Origin of the sequence: Phenylobacterium sp. LjRoot97 (assembly GCF_964254345.1) — a bacterium.
Classification (GTDB): Bacteria; Pseudomonadota; Alphaproteobacteria; order Caulobacterales; family Caulobacteraceae; genus Phenylobacterium.
On sequence record NZ_CAXUTH020000001.1, the window covers coordinates 1,354,240 to 1,370,058 of the forward strand.

The 15,819-nt window shown below is 67.5% G+C and carries 17 protein-coding genes; 9 read left to right on the plus strand and 8 right to left on the minus strand.

Going from position 1 to position 15,819, the window contains the following annotated elements; genetic code table 11:
* The first annotated feature begins 66 nt into the window (after positions 1–66).
* Positions 67–225 (plus strand): hypothetical protein, encoded by a 159-nt coding sequence (locus ACSQ2H_RS06520; RefSeq protein WP_436060638.1) that lies wholly within the window; start codon positions 67–69, stop codon positions 223–225.
* A gap of 3 nt (positions 226–228) precedes the next feature.
* Here ACSQ2H_RS06520 and ACSQ2H_RS06525 read toward each other — a convergent pair whose 3' ends face one another.
* The 4 genes from ACSQ2H_RS06525 to ACSQ2H_RS06540 all read right to left on the minus strand — a co-directional run bounded on the left by ACSQ2H_RS06525 (position 229) and on the right by ACSQ2H_RS06540 (position 5,198).
* Positions 229–1,251, minus strand: a complete 1,023-nt coding sequence (locus tag ACSQ2H_RS06525) for an NAD-dependent epimerase (protein ID WP_436060639.1) — start codon at positions 1,249–1,251, stop codon at positions 229–231.
* Between the two features lie 60 nt (positions 1,252–1,311).
* Positions 1,312–3,249 carry a polysaccharide biosynthesis protein gene (locus ACSQ2H_RS06530; RefSeq protein ID WP_436060640.1) on the minus strand — a complete coding sequence of 646 codons (1,938 nt, stop codon included), beginning with the start codon at positions 3,247–3,249 and terminating at the stop codon, positions 1,312–1,314.
* 208 nt (positions 3,250–3,457) lie between these two features.
* The gene (locus ACSQ2H_RS06535) at positions 3,458–4,159 is read right to left on the minus strand and encodes a TorF family putative porin (protein WP_436060641.1); all 702 of its coding nucleotides are present in this window, start codon (positions 4,157–4,159) and stop codon (positions 3,458–3,460) included.
* A gap of 235 nt (positions 4,160–4,394) precedes the next feature.
* Positions 4,395–5,198 carry an SDR family NAD(P)-dependent oxidoreductase gene (locus tag ACSQ2H_RS06540; protein ID WP_436060642.1) on the minus strand — a complete coding sequence of 268 codons (804 nt, stop codon included), beginning with the start codon at positions 5,196–5,198 and terminating at the stop codon, positions 4,395–4,397.
* A gap of 85 nt (positions 5,199–5,283) precedes the next feature.
* Here ACSQ2H_RS06540 and queF point away from each other — a divergent pair, with 85 nt between their 5' ends.
* Complete coding sequence (queF, locus tag ACSQ2H_RS06545; RefSeq protein ID WP_436060643.1) at positions 5,284–5,739, plus strand: preQ(1) synthase; 456 nt, start codon at positions 5,284–5,286, stop codon at positions 5,737–5,739.
* Between the two features lie 295 nt (positions 5,740–6,034).
* On the opposite strand, the gene ACSQ2H_RS06550 is transcribed toward queF, so the two are convergent.
* Positions 6,035–6,646, minus strand: a complete 612-nt coding sequence (locus ACSQ2H_RS06550; RefSeq protein ID WP_436060644.1) for a nitroreductase family protein — start codon at positions 6,644–6,646, stop codon at positions 6,035–6,037.
* A gap of 82 nt (positions 6,647–6,728) precedes the next feature.
* On the opposite strand from ACSQ2H_RS06550, the gene ACSQ2H_RS06555 reads away from it, so the two are divergent.
* Positions 6,729–7,343 carry an NUDIX domain-containing protein gene (locus ACSQ2H_RS06555; protein ID WP_436060645.1) on the plus strand — a complete coding sequence of 205 codons (615 nt, stop codon included), beginning with the start codon at positions 6,729–6,731 and terminating at the stop codon, positions 7,341–7,343.
* Between the two features lie 28 nt (positions 7,344–7,371).
* A complete protein-coding gene (cysE, locus tag ACSQ2H_RS06560) occupies positions 7,372–8,202 on the plus strand; it encodes a serine O-acetyltransferase (protein WP_183773741.1) in 831 nt (276 codons plus the stop codon).
* Here the strand turns inward: cysE and ACSQ2H_RS06565 are convergent.
* Positions 8,190–9,350: an MFS transporter gene (locus ACSQ2H_RS06565; protein WP_436060646.1), complete on the minus strand. Its 1,161-nt coding sequence runs from the start codon at positions 9,348–9,350 to the stop codon at positions 8,190–8,192. The genes cysE and ACSQ2H_RS06565 overlap by 13 nt on opposite strands.
* Positions 9,351–9,514: 164 nt before the next feature.
* Entirely contained in the window at positions 9,515–10,585 is a 1,071-nt protein-coding gene (locus tag ACSQ2H_RS06570) for a beta-N-acetylglucosaminidase domain-containing protein (RefSeq protein ID WP_436060647.1), read from the minus strand.
* 137 nt (positions 10,586–10,722) lie between these two features.
* On the opposite strand from ACSQ2H_RS06570, the gene ACSQ2H_RS06575 reads away from it, so the two are divergent.
* Positions 10,723–10,929 (plus strand): DUF3126 family protein, encoded by a 207-nt coding sequence (locus tag ACSQ2H_RS06575; protein ID WP_183773873.1) that lies wholly within the window; start codon positions 10,723–10,725, stop codon positions 10,927–10,929.
* A 48-nt stretch (positions 10,930–10,977) separates the two neighbouring features.
* On the opposite strand, the gene ACSQ2H_RS06580 is transcribed toward ACSQ2H_RS06575, so the two are convergent.
* Complete coding sequence (locus ACSQ2H_RS06580; RefSeq protein WP_183773747.1) at positions 10,978–11,742, minus strand: PhoH family protein; 765 nt, start codon at positions 11,740–11,742, stop codon at positions 10,978–10,980.
* A gap of 320 nt (positions 11,743–12,062) precedes the next feature.
* Here ACSQ2H_RS06580 and ACSQ2H_RS06585 point away from each other — a divergent pair, with 320 nt between their 5' ends.
* From ACSQ2H_RS06585 to ACSQ2H_RS06600, 4 genes are all read left to right on the plus strand, one after another.
* Positions 12,063–12,590 carry a gamma carbonic anhydrase family protein gene (locus tag ACSQ2H_RS06585; protein ID WP_436060648.1) on the plus strand — a complete coding sequence of 176 codons (528 nt, stop codon included), beginning with the start codon at positions 12,063–12,065 and terminating at the stop codon, positions 12,588–12,590.
* A 78-nt stretch (positions 12,591–12,668) separates the two neighbouring features.
* Positions 12,669–13,451, plus strand: a complete 783-nt coding sequence (locus tag ACSQ2H_RS06590; RefSeq protein WP_436060649.1) for an enoyl-CoA hydratase-related protein — start codon at positions 12,669–12,671, stop codon at positions 13,449–13,451.
* A gap of 94 nt (positions 13,452–13,545) precedes the next feature.
* The gene (locus ACSQ2H_RS06595) at positions 13,546–14,160 is read left to right on the plus strand and encodes a PEPxxWA-CTERM sorting domain-containing protein (RefSeq protein ID WP_436060650.1); all 615 of its coding nucleotides are present in this window, start codon (positions 13,546–13,548) and stop codon (positions 14,158–14,160) included.
* A gap of 90 nt (positions 14,161–14,250) precedes the next feature.
* Positions 14,251–15,768, plus strand: a complete 1,518-nt coding sequence (locus tag ACSQ2H_RS06600) for an acetyl-CoA hydrolase/transferase family protein (RefSeq protein WP_436060651.1) — start codon at positions 14,251–14,253, stop codon at positions 15,766–15,768.
* The last annotated feature ends 51 nt before the right edge of the window (positions 15,769–15,819 follow it).

The following is a 15,819-nucleotide window of genomic DNA, read 5'->3' on the forward strand; positions in this document are numbered from 1 at the left end:
CGCTTGCCAGGGCGCGGAACCCTGGTATCGACTAGGTCATCGACGCCGAGGTGAGGACCCTTCCAGATGGAACGACTTGGCCAGTTTTCCCTGCCGTTCCTGGCGGCCTGCATAGTCGGGCTGATCGTCTGGTCGATTCTCTCCGAACGCCGCGCCACCCGCGAGGCGGCGCGCCGGGCCAAGGAAGAGGCCGCCGCCGCGCGCGATCAGGCCCGCGGCCGCTGATCGTCAGTTCGCCCCGACGCGATAGTAGTCGAGATACCAGTCGACGAAGTTCGACACCCCCACCTCGATTGGCGTCGACGGCGCATAGTCGAGCGCGGCCTTGGTGTCGGTGACGTCGGCTTCCGTGCGGGCCACATCGCCCGGCTGCATCGGCAGCAGGTTGAGCTGGGCCTTGCGGCCGAGCTTCTCTTCCAGCACCTCGATATAGCGCATCAACTCGACCCGCTGGCTGTTGCCGAGGTTGAGCATGCGCCAGGGCGCGACGCCGCTGGTGGCGGGATCGGGCGCCATCGCATCCCAGTTGGGATCGATCTGCGCCGGGCGGTCGAGCGCGGCGACGACGCCGGAGACGATGTCGTCCACATAGGTGAAGTCGCGCTGCATCTTCCCCTGGCCGAAGACGTCGATCGGCTGGCCTTCGAGGATCGCCTTGGTGAACTTGAACAGCGCCATGTCCGGCCGGCCCCAGGGGCCGTAGACCGTGAAGAACCGGAAGCCCGTCGACGGGATATCGAACAGGTGGGCGTAGGAGTGCGCCATGGCCTCGTTGGCCAGCTTGGTCGCCGCATAGAGAGTGATCGGGTGGGTGGCGCTGTCATGCACCGAGAACGGCAGCTTGCCGTTGGCCCCGTAGACCGAACTGGTCGAAGCGAACACCAGGTGCTGGGCCTGCACGGCGCGGCAGCCCTCCAGGATGTTCCCGAAGCCGACGAGGTTGGCGTCGACGTAGGCGGCGGGCTGCTCAAGGCTGTAGCGAACCCCGGCCTGGGCCGCGAGGTGGATCACCCGGTCGGGCTTGGCCTCGGCGAACAGGGCGGTCATCGCCTCGCGGTCGGCGAGGTCGATGGCCGAATGGCGATAGCCGTCGCGCGCCTCTAGCCGCGCCAGCCGCGCCTGCTTCAGCGTCGGATCGTAGTAGGCGTTGAGATTGTCGAGACCCACGACCGTGTCGCCGCGGTCCAGCAGCCGATGCGCGACGTGGGAGCCGATGAAGCCGGCCGAGCCGGTGACCAGGATAACCGCCATGTCGCCCGATTATACTCTCGGCGCGGCCGCGTCACGTCCGCTCGACGACCTAGGCGTCGCTCAGGCGCTCGAGACGACCCGCAGCGCCGGGGCGGAAGGCTTTTCACCGCGCACTTGCGCCACGATGTCGAACAGCTTGGCCCTGACCTGATCGACGTCGCCGCCCTGAGCCATGGCTTCCAGCTCGATCAGGTGGTTGGCGGTGATCCGCAGCGCCGAGGAGGACACCACCTCCATGACCTTGGGCGCGCAGGGCAGGGAGCGTTCGGTCTCGTCGAGCAGGAGCTCGGTGAGCTTTTCACCCGGACGCAGACCGGTGACCTCGATCTCGATGTCCTTGCCGGGCACATGGCCCGACAGGGCGATCATCTGGCGGGCCAGATCCATGATCCGCACCGGCTCGCCCATCTCCAGCAGGAACAGGCGCGCGTGCTTCGTCTCTTCGCCTTCAGCCGAGTGCGCGGTGGCGTGCAGCACCAGCTGGGCGGCCTCCGGAATGGTCATGAAGAAGCGTTCGATATTCTCGTGGGTCACCCGCACGGGCCCGCCGCGCTCGATCTGCGAGCGGAAGATCGGCACCACCGAGCCGGCCGAGCCGAGCACGTTGCCGAATCGGACGGCCGAGAAGCGCGTGCCTTCGCCTGCCTGCTGGGCTTGGATGACCGCTTCGGCCAGGCGCTTGGTCGCGCCCATGACGTTCGACGGATCGACCGCCTTGTCGGTGGAGATCAGAATCATCTGCGCCGCGCCGCAGGCGCGCGCGGCCTCGGTCACGTTCCAGGTGCCGACCACGTTCGTCAGCACGCCTTCGCAGGGGTGCTGTTCGACCATCGAGACGTGCTTGAGCGCAGCGGCGTGGAACACCAGGTCCGGCTTCTCGCGCTGGAAAGCCTGGTGCAGGCGATGGGAGTTGCGCACGTCGCAGAGCACGGCGGTGCGCGACAGCTGCGGCCAGGTCTCGGCCATCTCGCGGTCGATCTCGAACAGCGAGGTTTCCGAGAAGTCCATGACCGTGACGTGGGCGGCGTTGAACTGCGCGACCTGGCGCACGAGTTCGGCGCCGATCGACCCGCCGGCGCCGGTGATCAGCACCCGGCGGCCCTGGATCAGGGCCCCGACCGCGGCGCGGTCGAGTTCGATCGGTTCACGCGCCAGCAGTTCCTCGACGCTGATCTCGCGCATCGGCAGCAGCGGCATGCCCTCGTGGTGCGCGAGCTCGACGATCGAGGGGCGGCGCAGCAGGCGGATGCCATCGTTCTTCAGCAGGCCGAGCTGATTCGCGGTCAGGCCCTTCAGACGACCGGGCTCTTCCAGGAAGAGAATGGCGCGGGGGTAGCGGTTCCACCGGCGCAGATCGGCCAGCGCCTCGTCCAGGTTGCCCAGGCTTTCGATGACGCAGACGCCGCGCACTTGCTGGCCGAGGTCGCGGGCGTCGGGGCTGACGATGCCGACCGGCGTCCACGCCTGGTCATGCCGACGGGCGGCGTCGCGGAGATACGAATCGGCCAGTGCCGGCGAGCCGATCAGCAGCAGTGACGGGGCGGTCGGCGCGCGGTCCTTGATCGTCTTCAGCGGCGAGAAGCTGTCGAGGGCGTGCTCATGCATGGCGCGGCGCATCAGGCGCGCGCCCATCGAGCCGACCATCTGGAAGATCACGGCCATGGCGAGGGCCGAGCGCGGCAGACCCTCGGCGCGGTTGAGCACGAACACCATGAGCAGGAAGACGCCGGCGGTCAGGAAGGCGGTGCGCGCCAGCACCAGCGCGTCGGGGATCGACACGTAGCGCCACGGCGACAGCTCGCGGCGGAACAACGTCGAGAACAGCGCCGCCAGACCGGTATAGATTCCGATCAGCTGAAGTAGCTTCAATGCAGGGAGAGCAGGTCCAACAGTATCCAGGAACTGACCGGACGCCAGCAGGTACGCCAGAAAGAAAGCGCCAGCTGCAATCAGGGCGTCAGCGACGATGGTCTGAGCCCGATTGGCCACCTGCTCCATGAATCGTGCTCCGCGTCCTGTCCGAAGGTTGGCAACATAGACGCGTCAACGCGACCGTCCAATGAAACTCCAAGGCGAGGTTTTCGCTCCGCAGGAGAACGATGTTTTTTTGACCTGTGGCCGAATTCCCGCAGTAGTCGCGGGGAATAAAGCAAGAGAGCCGCCTCGTCGCCGAGGCGGCTCTCCTTTTCCTCAAGTCTCGCGACCCTTAGAAGGCGGCCTTAAGACCCAGAACGACGCGGCTCTCATAGAGATCGCCGAAATCGTGCTCGCTGGTGTCGTGGTAGCGCAGGTCCACGCCGAGGTAGTCGGTGAGGGCGTAGCCGACGCCGAGGTTCCAGGTCGTGTAGTCGCCGTCATAGTCGACGTCCTGATAGCCGAGGGCGCCCGAGACGCTGAACTTCTCGCCGATCGGGCTCGAGCCGTTCAGTTCGACGTAGGTCGCCTTGCCGGTGCCGCCGAAGAAGTCGTCCGAGTAGAACACGGCTGCGCCGACGGTGGCCGGGCCGACCGGAACCGAGCCGGCGGCCTTGAACTCGATGAAGTCCTGGTCCGAACCGGTCGGGGCGTTGATGTAGCCGTAGTACTGGATGCCGAAGTCGAGGCTGACCGGGCCGAGCTGCGGACGGATGCCGGCGTACAGGTCGAGTTCGAAGTCGGTGTCGTTGCCGGTGCCGAAGTCGACGTTCGACAGCCAGGTGCCGGCGTAGACCAGGCCGCCGATGGTGGCGTCGATGCCGCCCGAGATCTGCGGGCTTTCGTCGGTCTGGCTGACGCCGCGCCAGACGTAGTCGGTGGCCGCGCCGACGTTGAAGGAGAGGTCGAGCGCGCTGTCCTCCTGGGCGAAGGCGGCGCCGCCCATGGCGACGGTGGCGGCAGCGGCCAGAAGCGCGGTGGTGAGAGTCTTCATTAGCGTTGTATCCCCATTATTCGATCAGGCTCCAGCTGACCGTCGAACCGAGATCGCCATGCGGCCGACCGGCAGATCAACGCGAGCGGAGCCGATCACCTTTGCTGGGTAATCGCTGTTTGATTTTTGAGCGTTAACAGCGCGTGGCGCCGCGCTTTTGGGCGAATGAGTGTGCCTTCGGCGCCACGGCTGTCCTGCGAGTCAGGGTTTCACCCCAGATTGCGTCGCCCTTTGCTCACCGCATGGCCAGCGGCGCATAGCCAAGGTGCGTGCCGGCGTCGACCAGCAGGGTCTCGCCGGTGACGTGCCGCGAGCCCGGCGAGGCGAGGAACACCGCGGCGGCGGCGACGTCCTCGGCGGTGGAAGCGGCCTTCAGCGGCGTGTTGGCTGCCGCGCCCTCGCGCATCTTCTGGGCCCGTTCGGCCCCGACGCCCTTGTCGAACCAGGGCGTGTCGATGAAGCCCGGGCAGATCGCGTTGACGCGGATCCTCGGCGCCAGGGCGCGGGCCAGCGACAGGGTCATGGTGTTCATCGCGCCCTTCGAGGCGGCGTAGGGCACCGACGAGCCGATGCCGGCGACGCCCGCGATCGAGGAGGTGTTGACGACGGCGCCGGGGCGCTCGCCGGCCTCAAGCAGCGCGCGGGCGGCGCGGGTCATCTGGAAGGCGCCGACCACGTTGACGCCGTAGAGGTTCAGGAAGTCCTCGGCGGAGACGGCGTCCAGGTCGGCGTGATTGGGCGCGAACTTGGTGACGCCGGCGTTGTTGAACAGGGCGTCGATGCGCCCGAAGGGCTCGGCTGCGGCGGCGATCTTGCGGCAGTCGGCGTCGTCGGCGACGTCGCCCTGGACCAGCACCGCGACAGCGCCGTGCGCTTCGACCTGGCGGGCTGTCTCTTTGGCCTCGTCAGCGCTGCGTGCGTAGTTGATGACCACCGCCTGCGCGCCGCGGCTGGCCGTCTCCACCGCGATGGCGCGGCCAAGGCCGGTCGATGCGCCGGTGACCACCACCACGAAGCCTTCGAAATCGCTGCCGGACATGCCGTTCTCCCCATCTGTCTGTTTGCTTGATCTGATAACGGTTCGCTCGGTTGCCGCAAACCTTGCGGCGAGATAAATCCCGGCGATGGAAGAACTGCATCTGACCCAGCTGGGCCGTGACGTCCGGGGCTTCGACAGTCCCGAGGCTGCGACCCTCGAGCGTGTCCCCAATCCGCAGAGCGACACTCTCTATCTGGCTCGCTTCACCGCGCCGGAGTTCACGTCGCTCTGCCCCGTGACCGGACAGCCCGATTTCGCGCACCTGGTGATCGACTACGCCCCCGGCGAATGGCTGATCGAATCGAAGTCTCTGAAGCTGTATCTCGGCTCGTTTCGCAACCATGGCGCGTTCCATGAGGACTGCACGGTCGCGATCGGACGCAAGATCGTCGAGGTCGCGGCGCCGCGTTGGCTCCGCATCGGCGGCTATTGGTTCCCGCGCGGAGGCATTCCGATCGACGTTTTCTGGCAAAGCGGTCCTGCGCCCGAGGGGCTTTGGGTGCCAGATCAGGGTGTGGCCACGTATCGCGGTCGCGGTTGATCAGAAGTCCTGGGCCATTGCGCGCAGGTAATCCTAGTCGGGACGGTTGAAGCTTGGAATGCGCTTCGCCGTCGGAGAGTATTCATTTGGCTGAATACATCGCAATGGTTGTAATGCGTTGGGGCGCTGAGCCTGCCGCGGTCTCGCGTCCCACGCGAGAGAGCCGCGATTGACTAGCGGACTGGTCGCCTGCGTGATATAAGGACCGTGCCCATCTCTCCTCGGGCGTGTCACATCAGGCCGGGCAGCGGGCCATCGCTGTCCGGCCTTCGTGATTCTTGGCCCTTGTCGCGGGTCAGGGCTTCCAGACGGTGGTCAGCGCTGCGCTGTCGGGCCGTTCGCGTTCCATCGGCGATTCCTTTGCGGTGCCGATGAAGATGAAGCCGGCGACGTTTTCAGCAGCATTGAGCCCCAGGATAGCCTTGGCCTCGCCGTCATAGGCGTACCAGTCGGTGATCCAGTTGGCCCCGTAGCCGAGCGCCTGGGCCGCGTAGAGCAGGCCCGTGCACACCGCCCCGGCCGACAGCACCTGCTCCCACTCGGGGACGTCGTGCGCGCGCGGCGCCGAAACCACGGCGATCCCCATCGGCGGAATCTTCAGCTTGGCGAGCTTGGCGGCTGCGCGCGTGTCGCCGCGTGACTGGGCGAGCGCTTCCAGGCGCGCCGCATACGCAGCTTTGTCTTCGCCGCGCAGCACGATGAAACGCCAGGGGGCCAGCTTGCCGTGGTCCGGCGCGCGGGCGGCCAGCCGGATCAGGGCGGCGACGTCCTCATCGCCTGGCGCGGGCTCGGCCAGCGTGACCGCCGAGGCCGAGCGGCGGGTGGCGAGGAAGCTCAGCAGTTCGGGGCAGGGGTGCTGGTCGACCGGGGCGCCGAACGACGGGGCTTCGGGAAGTGCAATGGACAAGACGGGCTTCTCGCTGGGATGAATGATCGTCGGGGGCCTTTATTGGGGGCCGCGGGCGCGATCTGCAAGGTTAGTTGAGAATATGTCGCAAAAACCGGCGTGGCTGACCGAACATGGAAGGCCCTGGCTTCGTGGCGAATCCAAGGTCGCCTACGAGAACCCCTGGATCCGGATCACCGAGCATGACGCGGTCGCGCCCACCGGGGCCGCGGCCTTTTACGGCGTCGTCGGCTTCAAGAACTACGCATTGGCGGTGCTGCCCATCGACCAGGACGGTTCGGTGGTGCTGGTCGGACAGCATCGGTTTCCGTTCGCGGACTACAGTTGGGAGATCCCGGAGGGCGGCGGGCCCAAGAGCGAGGATCCGCTGCTCGGCGCACAGCGTGAGCTGGCCGAGGAGGCGGGGCTGGCGGCTGGAGAGTGGCGCGAGATCCTGCGCGTGCAGCTGTCGAACTCGGTCACCGATGAACTGGCGATCGGCTACCTGGCGACCGACCTGCGCGCAGCGTCCGAGACCGTCCACGCCGACGACACCGAGGACATCGCCATGGTGCGCGCGCCCTTCCGCGAGGTCCTCCAGGCCGCGATGGATGGGCACATCCGCGACGCCTTAACGGTTGCCATGTTGCTTCGGGCGTACCACATGGCCCGAGAAGGGCTTTTGTCGGCGTCGCTCGCGCGCGCCATGCTAGGATAGGGGACCGCCTTTGGGACGGGAGGAGCCTTTGAGCCAACGCCTTGAAGTGATCGACCCCACCGCCGCGCCGCCGGTATGGGCTGCGTTGCGCATGGAATCGGAACGCGCCGCGAAGGCCGAGCCGGCGCTCGCCTCGCTGCTCAACGCCGTGGTGCTGAGCCATGACGACCTGGGCGCGGCGCTGTCGTATCAGCTGGCGCGCAAACTGGGCGATCAGGAGCTGCGGGCGATGAGCCTGCGCGAACTGGCCGACGCCGCCTATCGCGCCGATCCGCGATTGGTCGAGATTGCCGAAGCGGACTTGAAGGCCGTCTTCGAGCGGGACCCCGCCTGCAAGGGCTATGTCCAACCGTTCCTGTTCTTTAAGGGCTTCCAGGCGCTGCAGACCCAGCGCGTCGCCCACTGGCTGTGGCATCAGGGCCGCGAGACCATCGCGCTCTATCTGCAGAGCCGCATGTCAGAGATTTTCCAGGTCGACATCCACCCGGCCACCAAGATCGGCTCGGGGGTGTTCATCGACCACGGCACCGGCATCGTCATCGGCGAGACCGCGGTGATCGGCGACGACGTCTCGCTGCTTCAGGGCGTGACCCTGGGCGGGACCGGCGCCGAGCGCGGCGACCGTCACCCGAAGATCGGCAATGGCGTGCTGCTGGGCGCGGGCGCCAAGGTGCTCGGCAACATCACCATCGGCGACTACGCCAAGGTGGCCTCCGGTTCGGTGGTGCTCAAGCCGGTGCCGCCGCATTGCACGGCCGCGGGCGTGCCGGCGCGGCTGGTCAACTGCCCGACCTGCGAAGAGCCGGCGCGCAGCATGGACCACACCCTGGCCGAGGCGGTCTACGACTACGTCATCTGAGGCGCGGGCGCCGGCGCAGCATAATAGTAGCGTCGCAGCAGCACGAAGGCCGCGATGGTGCCGACAAGACCCATCAGGATCGCCGCCCAGAACGGCGCGCCAGCCCATAGCAGGGCGGCCGCCGTGAGTGCGCCCCCAGCGCCGCCAGCGTCCCAGCCGCCTTCGGTGGCGATGTGGAAACGCAGGGGGCAGGGCGAGGCCTGCGAGAGATTGTAGACGGCTGTCATCATGGTCGGCGTGTAGAGCGCCACCACCAGCGCGCCGGCCGCGTTCGCGGCGACGGCGATGGCCGGGTGCCCGTAGCCTGCCGCGCGGACGGCGATGACCGCCGCCGCCGTTCCGGCCGCCAACCACACGGCGCGCCGACCATGGCCGGCGTCGATGAACCGGCCCAGCAGCAGCCCGCAGACCGCTCCGGCGACCGCGGCGACCGCCATCGCTCCGCCGAAAGCTGCGAAATTCTCACCCAATGAAATGAACAGCGCGATCTGCCAGACGAACAGATAGCCCGAGGCCATCCAGCCGTCGGCGACGAACAGCGCGACGCCCGGGCGCGCCGACCAGAAGGCGTTCGGCGCCTCAAGCGCGATCGGGACCGGCGGGGTGAAGAACAGCGGCAGGGCCGAGAAGGCGAGCACGACGGCCGTCGCGCCGAACGCGATCTCCGCTCCCACGGTGACCAGCGCCCAGCCGGTCAGCAGCGGCGCGGCGATCCCGACCAGGGCGGCGATGGCTTCGCGCGCGCCGATCTGATGGCCGCGGTGCTCGGCGTCGCCGAGCGAGGCGAAGTAGGCGTGGTAGGTCGTCCAGTAGAAGGTGTCGCCGATCGAGGAGACGGCGCACAGCGTGAACAGCGGCCAGCCGATCCCGTCGACCCTGGCCAGCAGCAGGTACTGGCCGGCGGTCAGGATGGTGCCGACGATGACCATCGGCTTGAGGCCGAAGCGTTTGCAGAGCGGCAGCACCGCCGGGCGAATGAAGAAGCGGCCGATCAGGATCGCGGCCAGCGAAGCCAGCACCCCATGGGCCGGAACGCCGGCGCGCAGCAGATAGACCGCGAAGAACGCCCCGCCGCCGCTGAGCGCGAGAGCGTGGATTCCGTAGTGCAGGTTCAGCAGGTTGACGGTGGAGTTGCGGAAGAACGCCATGGCGGCTGTCCAGGAAATCGTCGTGCGGCAGGGCGACCCGAACGCCTGTGGCGCCGGTCGGCGAAGGTCAGTCGTCTAGGACGAGATCAGCCGGCCACTGGGGAGGTCTTTCGCGTGTTCCGCCAACGCGGTCCTATCACTCTAGGCGCCGGCCGCGCGCCGGTTCAAGTCGCCTCGATCTCGGCCAGGGTGATGCGGTAGGCGCCGTCCAGCCAGGCGACGATCTCGCGGGCGGCCGCATGGTCGAAGCCGGCGTAGCGCGGCCGCATCCGGCCGAGGTTCTCCTCGGTCAGCCGATCCAGGCCAAAGCCCTGGAACTGGCTCATGTTGCGCTCCACCGCGGCGGCGAGGTCCTCGCCGAGCACCTCGCGAGCGGCGGCCTGGAAGGCGCGGACGTACTCGTAGGCCTCGCCCTGCGCATAGCTCTGCGCCAGCGTGATGGCCGGGATCAGCGACAGGGTGGGCTGCAAGGCCGGATTGACTGCATGACCGGCGATCTGCGGCCCGATGCTCGCGGGCCGGCCGGTGAAGGCGCGCAGATGCAGGAACGGCGACATCAGCGGCCCGTCATTGACCGGATAGTTGTCCCACAGCAGCGGCTTGCGGCGCAGCTGGCGGCCGACGCGTTCCAGGTGGCCCGGGCTGAACTCGCGCGAGCAGACCTCCTCGCCGGTCCAGAACACCTCGATCGACGGATCGAGACCCGCGCCCAGATCCTCCAGGTAGTTGGCCGGCCGCTGGCCGAACACGCGGTCGAGGATGGAATCGTCGGTGTAGTAGGACGGGCAGACGATCACCCGCTTCGCCGTGGTCCGCGCGGCGATCCAGTGGACGATCTCGATCTGATTGGCGGCGAGGTCCGGCAGGTCGCCGCGCATGTCGTCGAACAGGATGGCCAGGTCGTCGAGCCCCAGCGCGTCCAGCTGCGCCAGCTTCGCCGCCAGCGCCTCCTGCGCGGCCGGGCCGAAATCGCGGTAGATCTCGTAGGGACTGAGGCCGACCCCGAACCGCACGCCGGCCGCTCGACAGAAGGCCGAGAAAGCCCGCAGTTCGTCAGCGGTCTCCTGCGGATGCGGCTCCTGCCAGCGGCGGCGCAGGAAGGCGTCGGCCTTCGGCGCATAGAGGAAGAATCGGTAGCCGTGCGGGACCAGCGCCTCGACCACGGCCCGGCGCTCCGCCCATGACCACGGCTTGCCGTAATAGCCCTCGACCAGTCCCAGCTCGACGCCCGCCACGCGGTCCTCCCCTTGATTTGACGGGCAGACTAGCGGGCGCGAGGGCCGCGTCCCCAGCTTTTTCGGGCGCAGGCGCTTTGCGGTGCGGCGCAAAACCCGTAGGTTCCCGGCGAAAATCTACGAAGGAGCCCAGCGTGCTGGACGAAAAAGCTATCCGCCGTCTCGAAGGCCACCTGCGCGGCACCTTCGCCAACGCGCGGATCACGTTGGTCCCCCGCCCGAAGCAAAAGGACTCCGCCGAAGTCTATATCGGCGAGGAGTTCATCGGCGTCGTCTTCGAGGACGAGGACGGCGACGGCTCGTACATGTTCGAAATGGCGATCCTCGCCGAAGACCTGCCCTAACAGGTCGAGCGCCGGCCCCGTGATCCGGGGCCGGCCTCCACTACGGCGTCAGAGCACGCCCAGCATCTCGGCCACCAGCGGGTGGCGCACGATGTCGACGTCCTTGAGCCGCACTACCGCGATGTTCGAGATCTCCTCGAAGCGGTCGGCGACGGGGCCGAGGCCCGAGAGTTCCGGCAGCAGGTCCGATTGGGCCGGGTCGCCGGTCACCACCATGGTCGAATGCCAGCCCAGGCGGGTCAGCAGCATCTTCAGCTGCCCGTAGGTGCAGTTCTGCGCCTCGTCGATGACCACGAAGGCGTTGTTCAGCGTGCGGCCGCGCATGAACCCGACCGGCGCAATCTCGATGGCGCCCTCGGCCATCAGCGCCCGCACCCGCTTCATCGACAGCCGGTCCGACAGCGCGTCGTAGAGCGGCCGCAGGTAGGGCGCGAGCTTGTCCTCGGCGTCGCCCGGCAGGAAGCCGATCGACTCGCCGGCCTCGACGGCGGGCCGAGACAGCACGATGCGGCCGACCCGTCCCGCCTCCAGCGCTTCCACCGCCTTGGCGATGGCCAGGTAGGTCTTGCCCGTGCCGGCCGGGCCCAGGGCCATGACCAGGTTCTTGGCGTCGATGGCGTCCATCAACGCCTGCTGGCCCGGCGACTTGGCTTTTATTGTCTTGAGATACCCCTGGTCGCGATCGTCGTTGTGATGGGCCAAGGGGGACCACGCCCGGTCCACCGGCAGCCGGCGGACTTTCGCGTCATCCTCGAACTGGGCGGCGTCGAACGCGCCTTCGCGCAGTTGTCGCTTCAGAGCTCGCTTGGTCATCTAGGCCTCCATAGGGGCAAGAAAAAAGGGCGACGCCGAAACGGCTCGCCCTCGAGGATCCATGAAGTTTTCAGTGGTGCGGCGGGGCCGCGCGCAACGGCCCGGAGGTCCGTCTTCGGTTCGTGATCCAGGCGGGAAACCCCGCCGTAGCAAACGCGACACCTTGTACCCCGCCCCAAACGCAGGCCACGAACCGGACGCCGACTCGCGGCGTGATGCGGAAGGGCTCTCGCCCCTCTCGAATCGCATCACTAGAGTGATGCTAACGTGGTTTCTGAATCCTTAAATGGCTCATTTGATTAAATAAACGGGGTGTACGGATGAGTGTCTACAACTTGGGCGAAGTCGCCCCGGAACTGCCTAAAGAAGATGAATACTGGATCGCGCCCAACGCCGCCGTCGTCGGCCGGGTGATTCTCAAGAAGAACGCCTCCGTCTGGTTCGGCGCGACGATTCGCGGCGACAACGATCCGATCACCATCGGCGAGAACTCCAACGTCCAGGACGGCAGCGTCCTGCACACCGACACCGGCTATCCGCTGACCATCGGCGCCAACGTCACCGTGGGCCACATGGTCATGCTGCACGGCTGCACCATCGGCGACGGCTCGCTGATCGGCATCGGCTCGATCGTGCTCAACGGCGCCAAGATCGGGAAGAACTGCCTGATCGGCGCCAACTGCCTGATCACCGAAGGCAAGGAGATCCCCGACAATTCGCTGGTCATGGGCGCGCCGGGCAAGGTCGTGCGCGAGATCTCGCCGGAGCAGGGCAGGGCGCTGGCGGGCGGGGCGCTGCACTATGTCGAGAACTGGAAGCGCTATCGCGCCGGCCTGCGCCCGGTCTGAACGCCTAGTCTGAACGCTTGACCGACGTAGCGGCGCCCCGGCGAGCCTGGGCGCCGCATGACAACGGGAGGATCCTCGATGGCCTATGAGTTCATCCGCGTGGACCGCGAGGGTCCGATCACCATCTTCACGCTCAACCGGCCCGAGGTGATGAACGCCCTGCATTCGCCGGCTCACTTCGAGCTCGACGACGCGTTCAACGCCTTCGCCGCCGATCCGGACCAGTGGGTCGGCATCGTCACCGGCGCGGGGGACCGAGCCTTCTCGGCCGGCAACGACCTCAAGCACCAGGCCACCGGCGGCGACATGAAGAGCCCGCCATCGGGCTTCGCCGGGCTGACCTCCCGCTTCGACCTGACCAAGCCGCTCATCGCGGCGGTCAACGGCGTGGCGATGGGCGGCGGGTTCGAGATCGCGCTGGCCTGCGACCTGATCGTGGCGGCCGATACCGCCACCTTCGCCCTGCCCGAGCCGCGCGTCGGCCTGGCCGCCCTGGCCGGCGGCCTGCACCGTCTGCCGCGGATGATCGGCCAGAAGCAGGCTTTGGGCATGATCCTCACCGGTCGCCGCGTCGGCGCGGCCGAAGGCCAGGCGCTGGGCTTCGTCAACGAAGTGGTTCCGCAGGCCGATCTGATGGCCGCCGCTCGGCGGTGGGCCGGCCAGATCTGCGAACTGTCGCCGATGTCGATCCGCGCCTCGAAGGAGGCGGTCTACAAAGGCCTGGACGAGCCGACGCTCGAAGCGGCGATCAAGGGCCAGAACCGCTATCCGGCGGTGAGCGCGCTCTTCAAGTCCGAGGATTTCGTCGAGGGGCCCATGGCCTTCGCCCAGAAGCGCGCGCCCGCCTGGAAGGGGCGCTAAGGCTAAGCTATCGTTGTTCGCTGAGCGGGTTCGGCGAGCTTGACTCCCTCTGGCGCGGGGCGAATGGTTAACGCGCCCAGAGGGAGCTGCTGTGATGAAGTCATTGTCGTGGTGCGGCCCGGTCGCCGCTGCGTTGGCGTTGTTTGCGACCCCGGCGCTGTCCGCCCAGGTGGTGGACCTTTCGCTTACCGATCCTGATGTCGACGGTTTCATCTACGCCTCGGGCGCTTTCGACTGGCCGCCGGAAGGCCACAGCGCCACCGCGACCCTGACCTTCAGCGGGCTTCAACTCATCGACGCGGTCTTCACCGGCAACGTCGAGGAACAGAAGACCTGGTGGGACGAGGCGATCGGCGGAGTCTGGGGCAACGAGTACTCCCTGGCCTTTGACTGCTCGCTCGGCGGCGGTTGCGTGGTTCAGACCAGCCCGGGCGTGGCGACGGGGACCCTCAGCACGCCGCTCGGCTTCGACAAGCCTTGCACGCCGGCGACGGCCGGCGATTGCAGTTCGCATTTCTTCCCGCAATTCGCGACCTTCGACGGGGTGTTCCGCGTCTCGCCGGCGGCGCGTTCGCCCTATTCGGTGGCCCTGACCATCAGCGACTTCTCCGCCGTTCCGGAGCCGGCCGCCTGGGCGATGATGATCGTGGGCTTCGGCCTGGTCGGGAGCGTGCTGCGGCGCTCGCGGCGCGGCTTCGCCGCCGCCTAGTCCGCCGACCGCCGGTTTTCATGCGTGTCGCATGGGAACGCCGCTGCGTCCCGGCTATTGCTTGCGCCAGACCTGTCAGTGGAGGCGCGTATGGCGGACAAGACTCGGATCGGCTGCGAAAGGCTTCGCGCCAAGGTGACGGACGCGCAGACGGCGGCCAGCCTGATCGCCTCGGGCTCGACCGTCGCCATGAGCGGTTTCACGGGTTCCGGTTACCCCAAAGCCGTGCCTCTGGCCCTGGCCAGCCGCATCGAGACCGAGCACGCCGCTGGCCGTAAGTTCCAGGTCCGCGTCTGGACCGGCGCATCGACCGGCCCCGAACTGGACGGCGCCCTGGCCAAGGCCGACGGCATCGAGTTCCGGTTGCCCTACAACTCCGATCCCATCGCCCGCGAGAAGATCAACCGCGGCGAGATGGAGTACTTCGACATGCACCTCAGCCAGGTCGCGCCGATGGCCTGGCAGGGGTTCCTCGGCCCGCTCGACACCGCCGTGGTCGAGGTGTCCGGCATCCGGCCGGACGGCTCGCTGATCCCGTCGTCGTCGGTCGGCAACAACAAGACCTGGCTGGACCGCGCCCAGCAGGTGATCCTCGAGGTCAACAGCTGGCAGAACCCGGCGCTCGAGGGGATGCACGACATCTATTACGGCACGGCCCTGCCGCCGAACCGGGTGCCGATCCCGCTGGTGCGCCCCGACGACCGCATCGGCGAAGCTTACTTCCGTTGCGACCCCGACAAGATCGTCGCCATCGTCGAGACGCAGGCGCCGGACCGCAATCTGCCGTTCTCGTCGCCGGACGGCGTCGCCTCGGCCATCGCGGGCCATCTGCTCGAGTTCTTCGAACACGAGGTCGCCAAGGGGCGGCTGCCTGAGAACCTGCTGCCGCTGCAGTCGGGCGTCGGCAACATCGCCAACGCCGTGCTCGCCGGCCTGCTGGACAGCCGGTTCGAGAACATGACCGCCTATACCGAGGTCCTCCAGGACGGGATGCTGGACCTGATCACCGCCGGCAAGCTGCGCATGGCCTCGGCCACCGCCTTCTCGCTGAGTCCGGAGGCCGCCGCCGCCCTCAACGAGAACATGGCCTTCTACCGCGACAAGCTGATCCTCCGGCCGCAGGAGATCAGCAATCATCCCGAGCTGATCCGCCGCCTAGGCTGCGTGGCCATGAACGGCATGATCGAGGCCGACATCTACGGCAACGTGAACTCGACCCACATCATGGGTTCGCGGATCCAGAACGGCATCGGCGGCTCGGGCGACTTCGCGCGCAACGCCTACTGTTCGATCTTCGTGACGCCCTCGGTCGCCAAGGGCGGCAAGATCTCGGCGATCGTGCCCCAGGCCAGCCACGTCGATCACATCAACCAGGACGTCCAGGTGATCGTCACCGAACAGGGACTGGCTGACCTGCGTGGCCTCTCGCCCAAGCAGAAGGCCGAAGTGATCATCGCCAACTGCGCGCACCCGGATTATCGCCCGGCCCTGGCGGACTACTATGCTCGGGCCCGCTTGCACGCCTACGGCCAGCAGTCGCCGTCGCTGCTGAACGAGGCGCTCTCCTGGCATCAGCGGTTCATCGAAACCGGCTCGATGCGGCCCTGATCGGCGTCCTGACAGGCTGCTGACACTCTGCTGGCAGCAGCGCCTGGCTAA

Excerpts from the sequence above, each read along its gene's own strand:
- ACSQ2H_RS06520 (WP_436060638.1), top strand. The coding sequence starts at position 67 with ATGGAACGACTTGGCCAGTTTTCCCTGCCGTTCCTGGCGGCCTGCATA.
- ACSQ2H_RS06525 (WP_436060639.1), bottom strand. The coding sequence starts at position 1,251 with ATGGCGGTTATCCTGGTCACCGGCTCGGCCGGCTTCATCGGCTCCCAC.
- ACSQ2H_RS06530 (WP_436060640.1), bottom strand. The coding sequence starts at position 3,249 with ATGGAGCAGGTGGCCAATCGGGCTCAGACCATCGTCGCTGACGCCCTG.
- ACSQ2H_RS06535 (WP_436060641.1), bottom strand. The coding sequence starts at position 4,159 with ATGAAGACTCTCACCACCGCGCTTCTGGCCGCTGCCGCCACCGTCGCC.
- ACSQ2H_RS06540 (WP_436060642.1), bottom strand. The coding sequence starts at position 5,198 with ATGTCCGGCAGCGATTTCGAAGGCTTCGTGGTGGTGGTCACCGGCGCA.
- queF (WP_436060643.1), top strand. The coding sequence starts at position 5,284 with ATGGAAGAACTGCATCTGACCCAGCTGGGCCGTGACGTCCGGGGCTTC.
- ACSQ2H_RS06555 (WP_436060645.1), top strand. The coding sequence starts at position 6,729 with ATGTCGCAAAAACCGGCGTGGCTGACCGAACATGGAAGGCCCTGGCTT.
- ACSQ2H_RS06565 (WP_436060646.1), bottom strand. The coding sequence starts at position 9,350 with ATGGCGTTCTTCCGCAACTCCACCGTCAACCTGCTGAACCTGCACTAC.
- ACSQ2H_RS06580 (WP_183773747.1), bottom strand. The coding sequence starts at position 11,742 with ATGACCAAGCGAGCTCTGAAGCGACAACTGCGCGAAGGCGCGTTCGAC.
- ACSQ2H_RS06585 (WP_436060648.1), top strand. The coding sequence starts at position 12,063 with ATGAGTGTCTACAACTTGGGCGAAGTCGCCCCGGAACTGCCTAAAGAA.
- ACSQ2H_RS06590 (WP_436060649.1), top strand. The coding sequence starts at position 12,669 with ATGGCCTATGAGTTCATCCGCGTGGACCGCGAGGGTCCGATCACCATC.
- ACSQ2H_RS06595 (WP_436060650.1), top strand. The coding sequence starts at position 13,546 with ATGAAGTCATTGTCGTGGTGCGGCCCGGTCGCCGCTGCGTTGGCGTTG.
- ACSQ2H_RS06600 (WP_436060651.1), top strand. The coding sequence starts at position 14,251 with ATGGCGGACAAGACTCGGATCGGCTGCGAAAGGCTTCGCGCCAAGGTG.